Source organism: Acinetobacter sp. GD03645, from assembly GCF_029845285.1.
Lineage (GTDB): Bacteria > Pseudomonadota > Gammaproteobacteria > Pseudomonadales > Moraxellaceae > Acinetobacter > Acinetobacter corruptisaponis.
In genome coordinates this window covers 1-17,680 of record NZ_JAOCLL010000034.1, presented here as the reverse complement: position 1 = coordinate 17,680, position 17,680 = coordinate 1, and the positions used below count along the sequence as shown (strand labels likewise).

At 44.3% G+C, this 17,680-nt stretch carries 15 protein-coding genes and 1 tRNA gene; 6 read left to right on the top strand and 10 right to left on the bottom strand.

The genetic code is table 11. The annotated features are described in order from the left end of the window. Nucleotides 1–28 precede the first annotated feature (28 nt). The 8 genes from N5J47_RS17585 to N5J47_RS17550 all read right to left on the bottom strand — a co-directional run bounded on the left by N5J47_RS17585 (nucleotide 29) and on the right by N5J47_RS17550 (nucleotide 8,587). On the bottom strand, nucleotides 29–1,219 hold the full coding sequence (locus N5J47_RS17585) for an HlyD family type I secretion periplasmic adaptor subunit (RefSeq protein ID WP_279961370.1): 1,191 nt from the start codon (nucleotides 1,217–1,219) through the stop codon (nucleotides 29–31). A 22-nt stretch (nucleotides 1,220–1,241) separates the two neighbouring features. After that, nucleotides 1,242–3,365, bottom strand: a complete 2,124-nt coding sequence (locus tag N5J47_RS17580; RefSeq protein ID WP_279961371.1) for a type I secretion system permease/ATPase — start codon at nucleotides 3,363–3,365, stop codon at nucleotides 1,242–1,244. Continuing rightward, nucleotides 3,362–4,849, bottom strand: a complete 1,488-nt coding sequence (locus N5J47_RS17575) for a TolC family protein (protein ID WP_279961372.1) — start codon at nucleotides 4,847–4,849, stop codon at nucleotides 3,362–3,364. The genes N5J47_RS17580 and N5J47_RS17575 overlap by 4 nt, the downstream gene beginning before the upstream one ends. Nucleotides 4,850–5,199: 350 nt before the next feature. Continuing rightward, on the bottom strand, nucleotides 5,200–5,946 hold the full coding sequence (lptB, locus tag N5J47_RS17570; RefSeq protein WP_004677973.1) for an LPS export ABC transporter ATP-binding protein: 747 nt from the start codon (nucleotides 5,944–5,946) through the stop codon (nucleotides 5,200–5,202). Beyond that, the gene (gene lptA / locus N5J47_RS17565; RefSeq protein WP_279961373.1) at nucleotides 5,946–6,494 is read right to left on the bottom strand and encodes a lipopolysaccharide transport periplasmic protein LptA; all 549 of its coding nucleotides are present in this window, start codon (nucleotides 6,492–6,494) and stop codon (nucleotides 5,946–5,948) included. The genes lptB and lptA overlap by 1 nt, the downstream gene beginning before the upstream one ends. Beyond that, a complete protein-coding gene (gene lptC / locus N5J47_RS17560) occupies nucleotides 6,478–7,026 on the bottom strand; it encodes an LPS export ABC transporter periplasmic protein LptC (RefSeq protein WP_004677979.1) in 549 nt (182 codons plus the stop codon). Before lptC ends, lptA begins: the two co-directional genes overlap by 17 nt. A gap of 40 nt (nucleotides 7,027–7,066) precedes the next feature. Next, complete coding sequence (locus N5J47_RS17555; RefSeq protein ID WP_279961374.1) at nucleotides 7,067–7,606, bottom strand: HAD-IIIA family hydrolase; 540 nt, start codon at nucleotides 7,604–7,606, stop codon at nucleotides 7,067–7,069. 3 nt (nucleotides 7,607–7,609) lie between these two features. Next, on the bottom strand, nucleotides 7,610–8,587 hold the full coding sequence (locus tag N5J47_RS17550) for a KpsF/GutQ family sugar-phosphate isomerase (protein WP_267979989.1): 978 nt from the start codon (nucleotides 8,585–8,587) through the stop codon (nucleotides 7,610–7,612). 337 nt (nucleotides 8,588–8,924) lie between these two features. Here N5J47_RS17550 and cysS point away from each other — a divergent pair, with 337 nt between their 5' ends. Beyond that, nucleotides 8,925–10,346 (top strand): cysteine--tRNA ligase, encoded by a 1,422-nt coding sequence (gene cysS / locus N5J47_RS17545; protein ID WP_279961375.1) that lies wholly within the window; start codon nucleotides 8,925–8,927, stop codon nucleotides 10,344–10,346. Between the two features lie 62 nt (nucleotides 10,347–10,408). After that, nucleotides 10,409–10,484, top strand: a tRNA-Gly gene (locus N5J47_RS17540). Between the two features lie 58 nt (nucleotides 10,485–10,542). Here N5J47_RS17540 and N5J47_RS17535 read toward each other — a convergent pair. Beyond that, nucleotides 10,543–11,094, bottom strand: coding sequence for a helix-turn-helix domain containing protein (locus tag N5J47_RS17535; protein ID WP_279962421.1), 552 nt, complete (start codon nucleotides 11,092–11,094; stop codon nucleotides 10,543–10,545). 295 nt (nucleotides 11,095–11,389) lie between these two features. Beyond that, on the bottom strand, nucleotides 11,390–11,530 hold the full coding sequence (locus N5J47_RS17530) for a hypothetical protein (RefSeq protein ID WP_279962422.1): 141 nt from the start codon (nucleotides 11,528–11,530) through the stop codon (nucleotides 11,390–11,392). 483 nt (nucleotides 11,531–12,013) lie between these two features. Between N5J47_RS17530 and N5J47_RS17525 the strand changes: the two genes are divergently transcribed. The 4 genes from N5J47_RS17525 (at nucleotide 12,014) to N5J47_RS17510 (ending at nucleotide 17,371) form a co-directional block, all read left to right on the top strand. Beyond that, nucleotides 12,014–13,069, top strand: a complete 1,056-nt coding sequence (locus N5J47_RS17525; RefSeq protein ID WP_267978987.1) for an OmpW family outer membrane protein — start codon at nucleotides 12,014–12,016, stop codon at nucleotides 13,067–13,069. 401 nt (nucleotides 13,070–13,470) lie between these two features. Then, entirely contained in the window at nucleotides 13,471–14,817 is a 1,347-nt protein-coding gene (locus N5J47_RS17520; protein WP_267978986.1) for an MFS transporter, read from the top strand. 69 nt (nucleotides 14,818–14,886) lie between these two features. After that, on the top strand, nucleotides 14,887–16,011 hold the full coding sequence (locus N5J47_RS17515) for a porin (RefSeq protein ID WP_279961399.1): 1,125 nt from the start codon (nucleotides 14,887–14,889) through the stop codon (nucleotides 16,009–16,011). A gap of 154 nt (nucleotides 16,012–16,165) precedes the next feature. Beyond that, on the top strand, nucleotides 16,166–17,371 hold the full coding sequence (locus tag N5J47_RS17510; RefSeq protein ID WP_279961400.1) for an MFS transporter: 1,206 nt from the start codon (nucleotides 16,166–16,168) through the stop codon (nucleotides 17,369–17,371). Nucleotides 17,372–17,680 lie beyond the last annotated feature (309 nt).

The following is a 17,680-nucleotide window of genomic DNA, read 5'->3' as shown; positions in this document are numbered from 1 at the left end:
GGTGTGCGAGGATTTAAACTAGAAGCAATCAACGCTCACGCAATGCTTCCTTGGCTTTGTTAAATGGTTTAAGCAGGTAATCCAGAACTGTTTTCTGTCCAGTGCGAATATCCACGGTTGCCACCATACCTGGGGTGATGCTAAAGGCTGTGCCAGCCTTATTATATAAGCGGTCAGATTCCGTACGAATGTAAACACGATAATAGAACTGGTCCTGTTTCACTTCATCACGGATGGTATCTGGTGAAATCACAGTGACCTTGCCATGTAAACCACCATAAATTGCATAGTCATAGGCGGTGATCTTTACCAATGCTTCCTGTCCAGGACGGATAAAGGCAATGTCCCGTGGTGAAATACGCGCCTCAATCAGCAGCTTGTCCTCCAATGGCACGATGGTCATCAACTTACCATTTTGAGGAATGACGCCACCCAATGTCGTTACATCAATTTCTTTTACCACACCTCTTACAGGTGCTTTAAAAACAGCCCGCTGTAAACTGTCATTTCGACCTTTCACCACCTGTTGCTGGGTTTGAATATCAGTATTTGCCTTGGAAAGTTCCTCACGTGCCTTTACATAATATTCATTGCGGGTGTCATTGATTTTATTTTGTAAATCATTTGCCTCACGTTTTAAACGCAAAACCTCAACTTCACTCGCCGCACCTTTGGCAACTAGAGGCGCTGTCATTGCCAGCTCCTGCTGTACCAGTTTCAGTGCCTGTTGATTGCCTGCAATCGACTCTTCAAGATTGGCACGGCGTGAACGATAAAGTGCTGTTTCTTCCTGTACCAGTTTGGGTTCTTTTAACACTTCTTCAGGAAAAGCCAGTGGTGTTCCGTTCACTTCCGCACGTAGGCGTGCAGCAGTGGCCTGTGCAGAGGTCAGCAAGGATTGGGACTCTCCTACATTTGAGGCAAGGCGTGTTGGGTCTAGCTGGGCAAGCACCTGCCCCTTTTCAACCACATCCCCTTCCTTAACCTCAAGCTTGGTTAAGATACCACCCTCAAGAGATTGAATGATCTGTTCCTTGGAAGATGGAATCACTTTCCCCGTACCCGTTGAAACCTCTTCCAAATTAAATAACCATGCCCAAACGAACAGTGCTACCAAACCAATTCCAACCAGCCAAACCACCAAAGTTGAACGTGGCAACTTGGGTTCCTTATAAGTCACATTCATGGGACGACTATTCGTTTGTTGTTGCTCACTCATGAATTTTCCTCTTTATTATTTATTAAATTATTTTTTGTTTTATTGCTGTTTGCTTCAAGACTTGATCAACAGGTCCATCCATGACAATCTTGCCATCATTCATAACAATAATACGGTCAACCAGTTCCAGTACGGCGCGGCGGTGTGTTGCCACAATTAGGGTACGGTAGCCCAACCAACTTCTTAAATGGTCAATCAGTTGTTTTTCAGCCACATCATCAATCGCGGCAGTTGGTTCATCCAGTAACAGGATGTTCGGCTGGCGAATCAATAAACGCGCCAATAACAGTGCCTGCCGTTGACCACCAGAAAAACCAACACCACCCTCTAATACCAGATGGTCAAGCCCCTCTTTCTTTTCATGTACAAACCCCAGTGCTCCCGTAACTTTCAATGCCTTTAAGATATCTTCGTCACGGGCCAGTGGCGCACCCAAAGTCAGGTTTTCACGAATGGTTCCATAGAACAGATGTGCATTCTGGTTTAACAGCCCCATGTCACGGCGTACATCGGCGGGATCAATCAGGCTCATGTCCAGTTCATCCAGATGAACCGAACCTGAATTGGGGAACTGCATTGCGGAAAGAATCTGCAATAGGGTGGATTTACCCGCACCGTTACGGCCTAAAACTGCAATGCGTTCACCCGCACGTATCTTGAGTTGCTGAATGGCCAGACTTGGTCGTGGGTCATCTTCAGAGTACTGAAACACCACATTCTTGAGTTCATAATCACCATGTAAAGCTTCCTTATGCACCAAGTGGGCATGGTCAGCCTGATCAACAGGTTTCTTCATCAACTCGTCAAGGCTTTTCTTGGCCACTTTTGCCTGCTGGAAACGACCCAATATGCCTGTCACCTGTGAAATAGGAGCCAGCATACGTGAGGAAAGAATTGAACAAGCCACCAAGGCACCTGTTGTCATTTCCCCAGCCATCACGGCAAAACAACCAACCAGTACCACAATTGCATAGGTCAGCCCCTGAATTTTCTGTGTCCAAGCCGTCAATACGCCCACAATTTTGCGTTGCTGCATACTGATGTCAGCAGACACCTCATTCATGTGGTTCCACTGGTTCTGGAAACGGGACTCTGCGCGTAGTAACTTAATATCCTCAATGCCCTGTACCGCCTCAACCAGAATGGCATTACGGATTGAGGATTCCCGCATCCCCTCCTGTGCAAGTTTAGCCAGTTTCTTCTGCACCAATAAACCAGGCACAATCATTAAAGGTACAACCAGCAACATCACCCAAAACAGGTTGCCACCAATCAGCGCAAAAATAACCAGAAACAGGAAGAAGAATGGCAGGTCTGCAATCGCTCCCATGGTGGTTGAGGTGACCAGCTCACGAACCCCCTCCAACTCACGAATCTGGGAAATGAAAGTGCCTGTAGACTTGGAACGTTCACTGTTCTTGATTCTGAGCGCATGACCAAAGACCTGATCTGAAATACGCAGGTCAGCACGCTTACCAATAATGTCAGATAAGTAAACCCTTGAAATACGCAGTACAAACTCAAAAATTGCGGCAATCAGCACACCACCCGCCAGTACCCAGAGAGTTGGAATGGATTGCGATGGAACGACTCGGTCATACACCTGCATGGAGAAAATAATGGTTGCCAATGCCAAAATATTTGCAATCATCGAAGCAAACATAATGTCAATGTAGCGCTTCCAGTCCTGAAGCACGATTGACCAGAACCAGCTCGCCTTATAAGGCTTGATATATTCATCAACACGGGCATCAGGAACCGATTTTTCAGGGCGCAACACATACACATTCTTAACAATATGCTTTAGCGCGCCTACCGCAAACTTTTGTGATAAACCGTGATCACCACTTAACTGGATACTGACATGCCCAGAAGCATCGGCCTTATCAATAACACCAACCTGCCCATCTGCAAGTTCAACCAAGACAGGTAAACGCCAGGGATTCACCACATCATCGCTGAACTTGACCCGTCTTAAGGTCAAACCCACCTGACGGCTGATTAAAACCAATACCTCATCAAGATTCTGGTTTTGGTTCCAGTCCAGTTGTAGACGAATCCGCTCTTCGGATGGTTCTATTCGATAGTGTTTGGCAATGGTCAGGATCGCCTGTAGCCACGGCTGATAATTTATTGTTGTAATCATTGTTGTACCTCGAACCCTTGAATTTTAATATTATTCAGGTCATAGGCTTGGCGAGAACGCCCTGTGGCTGCAATATATTGGGCTATACTACTATAGATATCGTAACGTGCCGTTTCTGCTTCTGAATTAGCGCTATGAATCGCCTGTTCAGCATTGAGCAAATCGACCAGTGTACGTGTCCCCAGCTTATATTGTTCCTGATAAAGCTCACGTGTGCGAATGGTGATGGCCTGTTGTCCAGCCAACACCTGCATCTGACGCTGCTTATTTTCAATTTGTTCTCGACTGGTTCTGATCTGATCCAGCACTTTTAAATAAACCGCATTTACCTGTGCTCTGGCAGCCTCTTCCGCAAAACTTGCCGCCCGCACTTTTGAGGCGGTTGCCCCACCCTGGTAAAATTGGCTACTCGCTTCCAACATAATAGCACTATCAAAACCGCCATCTTTATCATTATTCGGATTGCGGCCATGCAATGCCTGGCTAAGTTCACCCTTTACAGACAGTGTCGGGTAATTACTGACCTTTGTCTGTAATTTTTGATTACGCGCAACCTCAATGCCAGCCTGAGCCGCAATCATTTGAGGAATGGTGTTGAATTGGGGTTCAGCATATAAATCAGACTCTCTCACTAAATCCTCTGGAATGGCCCACTGTGTGTTTCTCGTATCAAAACCCAACAGGGTATATAAATGCTGCTGGTATTGACTCAGTAGGGATTGCTGGGCAATCAAGGCCGACTGGGCCGACTGCAAATAGGACTGGGCCTGTACAGGATCGGCCTGACTGCTGATGCCAGCCCTTGCCCTGAGATTCGCCATTTCCTGAATACGCTTAATACCTGCGATCTGCTGATTGGCAATCTGTATAAGCTTCTGATAGCGTTGAATATTAATAATGGTTTGTGCCACATCCAGTGAAATGTCGTCAATCTTGACCAACACATTGGCCTGCTCCACAAACACCTTGGCTTTCTCGGTATCCACACCTGACCTGACCTTGCCAAAGTCATACAACATTTGTGCCGCACTAAGTGTCAGCAACTGCTCACCACGGCTGCCTTTCTTGCCTAGGTTGCCTGTACTGACACCCCCAGAAAGTTGTGGATAATAACCTGCCTTGGCGACATCAATATTGGCGTTCTGCGCCGCTAACGTGGCAAGTGTCTGGGAAATATCTGGATTTCTCTCTACCGCAATTTGCACTGCCTCTTTAATGCCTTTTCGCTGATTCTGCCAAAAGGCTGATGGGTTGGGAACTTGTGGGCGACCTGATCCAACCGTAGGAAGATCACCTCCCAATGAAGAATCGACTGAAAAGTTGCTCAGCTTTTGCATCTGGGCAACTTTATATTCATCATTGCTTTGAGGTACAAAAAGCTTTGATAAATTATTTTTTAAGGAATGATATTGTTCGCTGGGGGTTGCTGCATGTGTGACGGGTACGATTAGGGTTGCTACACAAAGTAACCACTTATAATCCATACTTGTTTTACACGTTCCATGATTTAGTTTTATATCGTTCTTTAATTTCATATTCTTTTCGTATTGTTATCATTTAAGCACATTCATTTTAATCATTTTCTTGCAGAAAGCACCATGTTTTAAGTCATAAATCCCCCTTGGATAACTGTTTATTTTTGTAAAGTAGTTCACACTTTTCTCAGAATAGTATTTAAATGAATACAGCATATTTAAAGTAAAGTTAATAATAATTATCCATATAATACAATAAATTATGTTTAATTAAAATAACAGGCACCTGATCTGTTATTTATTTTTTCTTATAAAAAAAGAACCCGCAGGTTCTTTAGGATATAAACAACTGTTCAAATTTAAACCACAAAATCGTCGCCCAAATACACTTTACGCACCTGTTCATTATCCAGAATTTCCTGTGGAGTGCCTTCAGCAATCACCGATCCTTCACTCACGATATAAGCCTTTTCACAAATGGCCAAAGTCTCACGCACGTTATGATCGGTAATCAACACCCCAATACCACGTTCTTTTAGGGTTTGGATAATATCCTTAATATCACCCACGGAAATCGGGTCAACCCCTGCAAATGGTTCATCCAGCAACATAAACTTCGGATCGGCAGCCAATGCACGCGCAATTTCAGCCCGACGGCGTTCACCACCCGAGACACTCATACCCAGTGAATCCTTAATATGATTGATCTTGAAATCATTCAAAAGCTCAGTCAGACGTTGCTGACGCTGCTGCTTATTCAGGTCCTTACGTGTCTCCAGAATTGCCATAATATTTTCAGCAATGGTCAACTTTCTAAAGATAGACGCTTCCTGAGGTAAATAGCCAATTCCCTTACGCGCCCGCTCATGCATTGCCAGATCGGACAGGTCAAGATCATCGAGGTGAATCTCGCCCTTGTCCATACGCACCAGACCAACAACCATATAGAAACTGGTGGTTTTTCCCGCACCATTCGGCCCAAGCAGTCCGACAATCTGACCACTTTGCATGGTAAAAGAAACATCTTTCACAACCCAGCGCTTGCTATAGTTCTTGGCTAAATGCTTAATGCACAATGTCTGTGGTTGCTGACCTGACTGTTCCATTAATCACGTGCCCCTGGAAAGCTTTTTGAACTTGATGGCGGAATGATAATCTGAACACGATTGGATGATGAGCCCTGCGCCTCAACATCGCCCTTGTTCATACTATATTTCAAACTGTTACCGCGAATACTGGAGCCATCCTGATAGAGATAGGCATTGCCAGTCAGGGTGATAATCCCTGTGTCTGCGTTGTAGACAATATTCTGCGCCTCACCACGTGCCAACCCCTTGTTGGCTTCCATTTGCTGCTGGAACTTGGCAGGTTTGCCTTTAGCGGTAATGGTCTGAATCTCGTTTTTACTGCTCAGTGTGGCAACCAGTGAGTCCGCCTGAAGCTTCATGGTGCCCTGTTCGATCACCACATTGCCCGTATAGGTGGTAATACCCGTTTTACTATTATAAGTCGCGTTCTCAGCTGCCAGAGAAAGCTGTTGGTTACGGTCTGACGGTAAAGCAAAACTTGAGGCAGAAGAGAGTGCAACCACCGCAACACAAGCCACCTGTTTCAGGAAAGATGAACGATACTGGGTATTAAGGTTTTGGCGCATACTTTCCTCGAACTTTGAAAAATTCATATTGACCCTGATTTAGGTCTGCTTTTAGTCCCTGACTCACAAACTCAGCCGTTGGTGACTGCACAATGACCTGATGCTGCGTTTCCAGTTGTCTGGTTTTCGGATAGCCTGTAAGTTCATCCGTATGAAACTCCATTTTACCCTGTTCAGATAATTGTGTCGCAACCACGTCTCCAGTCAGGACCACTTTGCTATTGTCATCGTAACCATTTGCCTGTTTGGCAAAAAAGGTCGCATCAGGCTTGCCCTGTTTGTACATCACCGCATTGAGCTGATCAAGCTGTGATGTTTTCTGTTGCATATCCTGCTGCAACTGCTTTATTTCCGCACGAATATATAAATTCCCCTGCTCATCTGTTTGTGTAAGATGAACACCCTGTGCTGAATATGTCATATTTTTAGCTGAATCAACTTCCAGCTTTTTTGCCTTGCCGCTGTAATAGTAATAGCCACCACTGATCGCAGCAACAATTACAGCAACAACATATAAAACCTTGGTATCCATAAACAGGGTTACCTAACCTTGGGGGAGTTCAATACTGATATTAATGTGGTACAGCCAGATATTTTGCAAGTAGCTCTTGGTAAACACCTTTTGCCATCAGCAACATATCACAGGCTTCACGTACTGCCCCACGTCCACCCATCGCCTGGGTGACCAGATTTGCACGGCGGCGCACTTCCTCATGGCCATTGGGCACGGTAATGCTCATGCCCGCAATTGCAAACGCAGACAGGTCAGGCCAGTCATCGCCCATATAGACACAGTCCTCAGGCAGGATATTGAGCTGTACACATGCTTCACGCAACGCCACACCCTTATCCTCACGTCCCTGAAACACCAGATCCACGCCCAAGTCAGACATACGCTTTTCAACAATCTGGCTTTTACGTCCAGTGATAATAATCACTTTCATGCCTGCCTGCTGCACCAGCTTCATGCCCAAGCCATCACGGATATCAAATGACTTGATTTCATCACCAGAGTTGGTCAAAGTCACAAAACCATCGCTTAGAATGCCATCCACATCCAGCACCAATGCCTGTAAATGACGCGCTTGCTCTAAAAGTGCATACGATGCCATGGCTTAATTCACTCCTGCTTCAATCAGATCATGCATGCTAATCACCCCAATCACTTTATGGGCATCATCAACAACAACAAATTGGTTAATCTTTTTCTCATGCATTTTTTCCAACACTTTGACAGCACGAACTTCCTGCGAAATTGTCATCGGGTTTTTGGTCATCACCGCAGAAACAGGCAGGTTAATGTCAAAACCCTGTTGATGGTCAATCATACGACGTAAGTCACCATCGGTAAAAATACCCAACAGAATGTCATTTTCATCCACCACCGTGGTTAAACCCAAACGCTTTTCGGTAATCTCAAACAGGGTTTTATTCATCGGCGTATCAGGAGTTACCTTTGGCAACTCTGCACCTGTGTGCATTAAATGTTTCACATGCAGCAGCAAACGCTTACCCAGCGCACCAGCAGGATGGGAACGGGCAAAATCATCTGCGGTAAAGCCACGTGCTTCCAGCAACGCAACCGCTAAAGCATCTCCTAGAACCAGTGTTGCGGTGGTACTTGATGTAGGTGCCAAACCCAGTGGGCATGCTTCATCTGCCGCACCCAGCGTCAGGGCAATATCGGCATTCTGTGGCATTGGTCCCTTGTCATCACGGCTAATGGTGATTAAAGGCACTTCCAAGTGTTTAATCAATGGCATCAGCATCATAATTTCATCACTCTTGCCTGAGTTTGAAATTGCAATCAGTACATCACCACGTACCAGCATGCCCAGATCGCCATGTCCCGCCTCACCAGGATGCATAAAGAATGAGGGTGTACCTGTGGAGGCAAAGGTTGCCGCCATTTTGCGGCCAATATGACCAGATTTCCCCATTCCTGTAACAACCACACGCCCCTTGCATTGCAAAATGACTTCACATGCACGGTCAAAGCGTTCATCAATTTGTGTTGCAAGCACTTCTATCGCTTGTTGTTCAATGCGCAAAGTTTCCAGCGCACTTTTTTGGAAATTTATCGTTTGTGACATGCAGGTTTAACTCAAAATAATATGCGATCTATTGGAGATAGATGATTGTAATCAAAAGAATGATCGAGATTCTAACATAACTATAAGTTATGCACGTTTCTAAAATGTGTAAGATTTTTGGGAAAATGGAGAAAAATAAAGATCAATGAACCGCAAAATCCAGACGCTGATAGCTCCACACTAAAACCCATGTTTCAAGAACAAGGATAACATCCCATCCCAAACAACATAATCATTAAAATTGATCTGGCCCATTATTTTTTGCCCGATAACTTTATGAAATACAATGCATACGTTATGATGAATAACGATTTTTGTAGAGTGTTTGAAAACCCTTATGCAACCTTTTGTTCTATATAATTCTGAGCAACGTAAAAAAGTTGAATTTGTGCCACGCAAAGAGGGACAAATCGATATGTATGTCTGTGGTATGACGGTTTACGATTACTGTCATATTGGACACGCTCGGGTTATGGTTGCATTTGACTACATCATCCGCTTTTTGCGTAGTCAGGGCTGGAAAGTTCGCTATATCCGCAACATTACTGATATTGATGACAAGATCATTGCCCGTGCCAATGAAAATGGTGAAACCATCCAGCAACTCACTGCACGCTTTATTGATGCAATGAATGAGGATGCAGCCAACCTCGGCTGTGTACCACCCGATGAAGCACCAAAAGCAACTGAATATATTGACCAGATGCAAAGCATGATTGGTACGCTGGTGGATAATGGTACAGCCTACCCTGCTGCCAACGGTGATGTTTATTTTGAAGTGACCAAGTTTGACAAATACGGTCGCTTGTCAGGCCGTAAGCTTGAGGATATGCAGGCGGGCGCATCTGAACGTGTCGATGTCGAAGTTGAAAAGAAACATCCTTTTGACTTTGTGCTTTGGAAACACGCCAAGGAAAATGAACCTGCATGGGCTTCACCTTGGGGCAATGGTCGTCCAGGCTGGCATATTGAATGTTCTGCGATGTCGACCTGCTGCCTGGGCAATCATTTTGACATTCACGGTGGTGGTTCAGACTTGATGTTCCCGCACCATGAAAATGAAATTGCCCAAAGTGAGGCCTCAACAGGTGAACAGTATGTCAATTACTGGATGCATGTGGGTTTCATCAATGTCGATGGTGAGAAAATGTCTAAGTCCTTAGGCAACTTCTTTACCATTCGTGATGTAATGGAAAAATTCCATCCAGAAGTGATCCGTTACTTTATTGTGTCATCACACTACCGTAGTCCAGTCAACTTCTCTGACTTTGCCTTGAAAGAAGCAAAAACTGCACTCAGCCGTTTCTATCATTCATTTAAAGCCTACCAGCAAATGTATGGGCAAAAAACTGTTGAAACTTTAGAGCAAAGTTTTGTTGAACGTTTTAATGCCGCAATGCAGGATGACTTTAATACTGCGGAAACAATGGCAGTTTTATTTGAGCTGAATAAAGAGTTAAACCGTGCTGTTAAGGAAGAAGCTGCTGAACAGGCAACTGTTCTCTATTCAACCTTACGCTATTTAACCAATATTCTTGGCTTGGTTCAGCATGATGTGGATGAGTTTTTAAAATCGGATATTGGTCAGGAAGCACTTTCCCTTTCTGACACAGAAATTGAAAACTTTATCCAGCAACGGGTTGATGCTAAAAAAGCCAAAGACTTTGCTCAGGCGGATGCCATTCGCCAGTCTTTATTGGATCAGGGTGTTGTGCTTGAGGATACCCGTCAGGGAACGATTTGGCGACGTGCTGATTAAATCAACACTTAGCAACATAGAGAGTTGACAGTTTGATGAAACTCTCTATAATGCGACCTATTGCGGGAATAGCTCAGTTGGTAGAGCATAACCTTGCCAAGGTTGGGGTCGCGAGTTCGAGTCTCGTTTCCCGCTCCAAGATTTAGGCATAAAAACAGGTCACATTATATGTGACCTGTTTTTTTATTCACTAAAATCAAATCATCATTAGAAAGTAATCCAGCAGGCTATCTTGCCTCTCCCCCCAATTCATTCTTAAAAGCTCAAGAACAGAACCATCAACAATAAATAAAAATATCGCGGCATCCTCTATTGTCGCGGTGCTTTTCATTCTTAAAAGTAAAGACCGAATTTGCCTGATTAGCCATTTTCTGTATTCAACAGCAATTCGATAGGCCTTGGGATATAATTTTTCAAGCTCAAAAATAGCCTTAAACAATAAATGATACGGACCATTTAAATCGACATGGAGCAGATAAATTTTCCTCAACTTATCAACCACATTTGAATGACGGCAACATGCCCTGATTCTCCTGATTTTTTCTTTTAGCGTATCTTTTTGAAAAACAAGGCACAGCTCTATAAGTTTTTCTTTAGACTGAAAATAACGATAAAACGTTGCTTTCGCTACATTGGTTTCACGAATAATCCGATCCACACCCACCTGCTGAAATCCATACAAGTTAAAAAGATTTCTTGAGTAATCAAGCACTGATAGTGCCCTTGAAGAAATTTGTAAATTTGGCATAAACACACCACTGAACATAAGTTTTTTTGTTGTATATGCATGAGATCAGAATGCCACCGCCTTTTTAGGAACAGCAAAAAATAGGCATGACTCCGCCACACAAGAATGTGCCTTGGCTCATCTCGGATGCTTTATTGTCGATATGATTTTTTTAGTCGGTCTGATCTAAAGTTCACAGAACCTATAGACGATCAAACAGCATTAAGGGCTCGTTGGAATGTATGGGAATAAAGGCTTTGGCAATGATTGCCAGTGAAAAAGCAGAAATAGTACGCATAGCGAACCCCTTTGGCTATTAAAGAAGTTTCACCACATCACTGTCAAATGATGGTGGCGAAACGAAAGAGGGTTGACAGACTGAAGCCAAAGGATCAGCACACCCGTAGGTGTCCCCCTCCCGTTCCGCCGCAGAGGGGGCACGCAGGAATACCCACAAAAAAGCTAATGCTTTTTCATGTGCTTTGGCTACGGTCTGTCAAAACCGACTGGCGATGTAGGCCAGCAGGCAAAGCATAGTCTGTGAGGTTTGAAGTGTCAATATTCTATAGGGGTATGTGATCAAACAGTGTTAAAGCACTGTTGATATGATTGAAAGTCTTTGTAATAACGATTAAATAGGGTGGCAGAACGAAAGAGGGTTAGCAGACTGATACCCAAGGATCAGCACACCCGAAAGTGTCCCTCTTCCATCCTACCGCAGCAAGATGCAAACGTAAGGATGAGCAAATCAGTTGTCTAGGAACTGATACAGATAAGGGGTCATCCTGTTATTTAAATTTTATTTATCAATTTATCCAAACTCAACAAAAATTTTCATAAGCATAACAATTATAAATTTTAACTAAACAAACCTTTTAGTAAAAAACGTTATTTTTGTCTGGATAAAAAGTTTCTATAAATCGGACATGGAGTCCTCACCATGAAAAAGCATGTGCTTTACATTGCTATGGGTTTAGCTACTACCTTACCTACCCTCAGTTTTGCGGATTCACCGTATTTCAGTTTAAAAGATGGAGATGGATTCAAACGTTTTTCCGTTTCAGCAGGTTGGCTGCATGCCATGCCGCAGGGATCGGCAAACCCAGTCAATATCAATACCAGTGTGGCTGAGGGAACCTCATCTAAAGTGGGTTCAGTCTCCAAACAGGCCGTATTGAATGCAGCGGATCGTGATTCGAATGTACTCTTGTATGAAGCCATCAAGATACTTCCAACCGACACCTTGCCTGCACTCCTAACAGGAACAGCAACGGTCAATGGACTGTCCAACTGGCAAAGTCAGGGAACAGGACTAGAAGCGGATGATGTCGATACTGTCGGAATTATGGCGAATTATCATTTTACCGATAACCTTTCTTTAGAAGTAAAAGCAGGTATTCCCCCTAAAGTAGACATTAAAGGTAAAGGCGACATTTATGCACCATTGAGAGGTAAAGCAGATACTTCTTTAGGTGGAATTGATCTAAAGCAGGACATTCATATTACTGACCTGACTCAGGGAGATAAGGCCGCCTCTGCCCGTGCCTGGTTGCCCGCAGTCGAACTGCATTATCAGTTTGGCAAATCTGGGGTAAATAAATTCCGCCCCTATGTAGGCGCTGGTGTGATGTACGCCTACTTTAATGACTTAAAAATGAATTCTGGCATTGAGGCAGACCTTATTGCGGCAGGCCACATGATCCAGAATATCCATGATGGTCAGGCAGGTGCCGCTTTGGACGGCAAAACCTCCTCTGCCGATCCAGCGGTTAAGCTCAAGGCAACCGACACTTTTGCACCGATTGTCACGGTTGGCGCAACCTATGACTTTAAACCAAACTGGTTTGCAGTGGGTTCAGTCTCCTATTCAAAAATGAATAATGAGGCTCAAATTTATGTGACTGACCGCAATACAGGTAAAGAGTTGATCCGCGCCAATACAAAAATTGATATTGACCCACTCATTACCTATGTGGGTGTGGGCTATCGTTTCTAAACCCAGCATGATGTTTAAAAGCAGCTTCGGCTGCTTTTTTTCACTGTTCTGCTTAGCGCCATCTTTTAACTCAAAATGCATGAAAACCATGCACCAATTGCAATCAATTTGCCCATTACTATCTAGCATGATTTTAAATAATGCATATACATTTCATTGATGGATCATGATTAAAACTCAATCAATAAAAATAATTCATCAATTAAATATTTATAAATAACAGCTTATATTTTTCACTTGGTTAAATATATGTTTTGGCACGACACTTGCTTTATATCCAGCATGCTGAATCAAAGATGATTCACAAAGAATTTGTTGACGGTCAATGAAGCCCGTTCTGTTCGGATTGCTGATGTCAAAGACATCGCAAAAATAAATGACGTTCAGTTCAGGAGAAGGCCATGTCTTCAAAAATGAATTTAGATGCGAAAAAAGCGACTGAAATAAAACTATTCAGCTTTTCCACTCCTGCCATGCGTGCCTTTCATATGACATGGCTTGCATTCTTCGTTTGTTTCTTTGCATGGTTTGCATGCGCACCGTTGATGCCAGTCATCTCTGGGGAATTTCACTTAACCAAGGAACAAATTGCAAATATCAATATTGCGGCAGTGGCCATTACCATTATTGTCCGCCTGATTGTTGGGCCGCTGTGCGACAAGTTCGGACCACGTAAAACCTATACCGCACTTTTACTCATCGGCAGTATTCCTGTATTTGGTGTGGCTGCGGCCAACACCTATGAATCTTTCCTGTTTTTCCGCCTGTTAATTGGTGCGATTGGTGCAAGTTTCGTCATTACCCAATACCATACCAGTGTGATGTTTGCACCAAATGTGGTGGGAACCGCCAATGCTGCTTCGGCTGGCTGGGGCAATGCAGGTGGTGGTGCCACTCAAGCCATCATGCCACTTCTTCTGGGTGCGCTGGTGATGTTTGGTGTTGAACAGGCTATGGGCTGGAGAATTGCCCTGCTTGTACCTGGTATCATGATGGTGATTGTTGGGGTGCTCTACTGGAAACTGACTCAGGACTGCCCACAAGGTGATTTCAAGGAACTACGTGAAAATGGTGTAAATGTTGGTAGCGGTAAAAAAGGTGGTACAGCCATCCTGCTACAAGCTGCAAGCAACTACCGTGTCTGGATTTTATTCATCTCCTATGCTGCATGCTTCGGTATTGAAATCTTCATCCATAATGTTGCCGCAATGTACTATGTTGACCATTTCAATATGGGGCTCAAGGAAGCAGGTTTAACTGCGGGTATCTTTGGTTTGCTTGCCCTGTTCGCCCGTGCTTTAGGCGGTATCATCTCTGACAAGGTTGCATTGGCTAAAGGTCTGGATGGTCGTACCAAAATCCTGTTTATCCTGATTCTATGTGAAGGCCTGTTCCTGATCCTGTTCTCACAAATGAATACAGTTGGCCTTGCCATTCTTAGCATGACCATCTTTGCCCTGTTTACCCACATGGCATGTGGCGCAACCTATGCGCTGGTTCCATTTATCGACCGCGATGCACTGGGTGGTGTTGCAGGCATTATCGGTGCAGGTGGTAACGTTGGCGCGGTTGCGGCAGGTTTCTTACTTAAAGGTTTACTGGATATCCAAACCTGCCTGATGGTGTTAGGCACACTGGTCATGGTATCTGCCTTTGGTGTCATCCTCATTCGCTTCTCAGCGGAACACAAAACCAAAGAAAAACAATTGTTTGAACAAGCAGTTCTTGAACGCAACTCTATTGCCTAAACATCCTCTGTGTGAGGTCTCCCCCTCACACATTTAAAAATCAAATTTATCTTTCTTAGGGGTCTCAATATGAAATTGAATCTTCTTGGCTTTGCCATGCTCAGCATTTTTAGCAGTACAACCTTTGCAGCAGCACCAACCATTTATGGTGAGATTGATGCCAGTGTTGACTATCTACCAGAAAAAAATGCGACCAAGGCCAACAAGGATGTTTGGGAAATTAGCTCAAACAGCTCATTTATTGGTGTCAAGGGCGATGAAAAACTCACAGACCGCTTAACTGCCGTTTATGCCATTGAATGGGGTTTCAGCGCGGATGGCGACAGCTCAGACTGGTCACAGCGTAACCGTTTTGTCGGTTTGAAAGATGCCCAGTTGGGTACAGTAAAAATTGGTGTGCATGACACTCCAGTTAAACAGTTGTCAAGTGTTGTTGATACCTTTAACAACTATGTGGCCAACAAGGCCGATATTGGTGGAATCTTTGTGGGCGAAACCCGTGTCAGCAACGCGGTGGTTTATGAGTCTCCAGCGGTCAAGGTGCCTGCCCTGAATGGTGCAGTCAAGGTAAACGCATTGCTGGCAACAGGTGAGGCAACGGGCGTTTCTGGAACTGCTGGCAATGCCAAGGTTGAGGGGCGTGGCCTGGGCGATGCATGGTCAGCTTCGGCAAGCTTTGAAAGCCCATTGTTGGTTGCGGGTATTGGCTATGACAGCGCGATTCCAAGCACATTCCTTGGCCGTGGCTTTTTAAATGCCTCTGACAAGGCGATTTCATCAACGGCTGCCCCAGCGATATTTGCTGCGGCAAACACCATCCGTGCCATTGGCCGTGTCAATCCAGCGAATGGTTTAGCGCTGAAAGCACTGTTCCAAAGTTCTGAAGTTGAAAATGTGGCTGGCAATACCGCAGGCGCAGACAAGATTGATGATGCCAAGGGCTGGTTACTTGGTGCGGAATACACCATTCCACAGGCAAAGAACTGGACAGTGAAAGGTCAGTACAGCCAGAACACTACCAGCTTTAAGGACACCACGGCTGACTTTGAGGCCAAACAGATCATTGGTGGCGTGGACTATGCATTTAACAAGCAGGTGAAAACTTATGGTTATGCAGGTTACCTAACGCTTGAGCAGGCCAGTAAAAAGGATAAACAGCCTGTTGCTGGTTTAGGTCTGGAATTTAAGTTTTAGATGAATAAACGAGGCCTTTAGATTCAACAGGGCAATTTAGGTTGCCCCGTTGCCACATAATAACCATCCTAACAATTATTCCCCTAAAGAATCGAAATAATAGTCCAAGTCATTTAGAATACTTTTCACCTATTTCCCAGATTAAAAAACAACAATGCCAAATCAGCAATTTTCCAAGCAACTCATTTATATGCTTATCGGGAGTGCCATTATACTTGCGCTTTCCCTTGGTGTTCGTCATGGCTTTGGGCTTTATCTGGTTCCGATGAGTGACTCTTTTGGCTGGGGTCATCATATTTTTAGCTTAGCGATTGCTATGCAAAACCTGATCTGGGGCGCAGCCCAACCATTTACAGGTGCAATTGCGGATAAATACGGCACCAAAAAAGTGGTAATTGCTGGCGGCATGCTTTATAGCATTGGCTTAGTCCTAATGGCATTCAGCTCTACAAGTCTATTGCTGAACCTAAGTATGGGATTGATTATTGGTTTAGCACTCTCCGCGACCTCATTTACCGTTTTACTGTCCGCTGTTGGCCGTGCCGCCCCACCAGAAAAACGCAGCATGGTCATGGGGATCGCCAGTGCCGCTGGTTCATTTGGACAGTTCATTATGCTACCCTCAACCTTGCTGCTACTCAAAAATATTGGGTGGTCATCTGCATTGCTGGTTAGCGCCTTTGCGGTTGCATTTATCATTCCACTTGCCTGGCTGCTCAAGACACCAAGTTGCACAATACCCAAAGCACTTGATCAGCAAAACCTGACATTCAAGCAGGTTTTGACAATTGCGAAAAACCACAAACCTTTTTGGTGGCTGTCCCTCGGTTTTTTAGTCTGCGGATTTCAGGTGGTATTTTTAGGCGTGCATCTTCCAGGCTACTTGATTGATCATGGCTTTGATGCCACCACAGGAACCGTATTTTTAGCACTTGTGGGCTTATTTAATATTGTTGGAACCTATGGCGCAGGGTGGCTGGGTGATCGTTTTTCCAAACCAAGACTACTGATGCTGCTTTATGGCTTACGTGGTATCGCCATTATTGCCTTTCTGCTGTTACCGCTCAGCATTTTCACGGTTTACAGTTTTGGCATTATCATGGGACTGCTCTGGCTCTCAACCGTACCCTTAACCAATGGTATTGTTGCCAATATGTTTGGGGTAAAATATCTATCCATGCTCAGTGGCATTGTGTTTTTTACCCATCAAATTGGTTCATTCTTCGGTGGATGGCTGGGTGGTGTAAACCATGACTTGGCGGGTAACTACAACATGATTTGGCTGGCTTGCCTGCTCTTGAGTGTCTTTGGAGTGGTTATTCATCTTTTCGTCAATGAAGAGGCAGTTATTCATGACTAGTGTCGCACGGAACCTTAAAATCACACTTATCCTCTGCATGATTGGCTTAATGGGTGCCTCAATCCTCATCTGGTTTCAAACACCTGATTTATTTGAGTACTTTAATCAGGCATTTTGCGCTCATTAAAAATTTTAAAAAGTGTTTCAGTGATTCACACTTGTCATTTAATCATCAAGAAACTGTCATCAAACCATCAAATTTTGCTGTTTTAATAAAAAATAAAAAGCCTATAAACAATCAAAAAGCTTGCTGAACGACCTTGATCAGCAAGCTTTTTTTTATTGCTCAAACAAAAGGGTTGCCCTTTA

Bases quoted from the DNA above. Each gene is read 5' to 3' on its own strand.
- N5J47_RS17585 (WP_279961370.1), bottom strand. From the start codon at position 1,219: ATGAGTGAGCAACAACAAACGAATAGTCGTCCCATGAATGTGACTTAT.
- N5J47_RS17580 (WP_279961371.1), bottom strand. From the start codon at position 3,365: ATGATTACAACAATAAATTATCAGCCGTGGCTACAGGCGATCCTGACC.
- N5J47_RS17575 (WP_279961372.1), bottom strand. From the start codon at position 4,849: ATGGATTATAAGTGGTTACTTTGTGTAGCAACCCTAATCGTACCCGTC.
- lptB (WP_004677973.1), bottom strand. From the start codon at position 5,946: ATGGAACAGTCAGGTCAGCAACCACAGACATTGTGCATTAAGCATTTA.
- lptA (WP_279961373.1), bottom strand. From the start codon at position 6,494: ATGCGCCAAAACCTTAATACCCAGTATCGTTCATCTTTCCTGAAACAG.
- lptC (WP_004677979.1), bottom strand. From the start codon at position 7,026: ATGGATACCAAGGTTTTATATGTTGTTGCTGTAATTGTTGCTGCGATC.
- N5J47_RS17555 (WP_279961374.1), bottom strand. From the start codon at position 7,606: ATGGCATCGTATGCACTTTTAGAGCAAGCGCGTCATTTACAGGCATTG.
- N5J47_RS17550 (WP_267979989.1), bottom strand. From the start codon at position 8,587: ATGTCACAAACGATAAATTTCCAAAAAAGTGCGCTGGAAACTTTGCGC.
- cysS (WP_279961375.1), top strand. From the start codon at position 8,925: ATGCAACCTTTTGTTCTATATAATTCTGAGCAACGTAAAAAAGTTGAA.
- N5J47_RS17535 (WP_279962421.1), bottom strand. From the start codon at position 11,094: ATGCCAAATTTACAAATTTCTTCAAGGGCACTATCAGTGCTTGATTAC.
- N5J47_RS17525 (WP_267978987.1), top strand. From the start codon at position 12,014: ATGAAAAAGCATGTGCTTTACATTGCTATGGGTTTAGCTACTACCTTA.
- N5J47_RS17520 (WP_267978986.1), top strand. From the start codon at position 13,471: ATGTCTTCAAAAATGAATTTAGATGCGAAAAAAGCGACTGAAATAAAA.
- N5J47_RS17515 (WP_279961399.1), top strand. From the start codon at position 14,887: ATGAAATTGAATCTTCTTGGCTTTGCCATGCTCAGCATTTTTAGCAGT.
- N5J47_RS17510 (WP_279961400.1), top strand. From the start codon at position 16,166: ATGCCAAATCAGCAATTTTCCAAGCAACTCATTTATATGCTTATCGGG.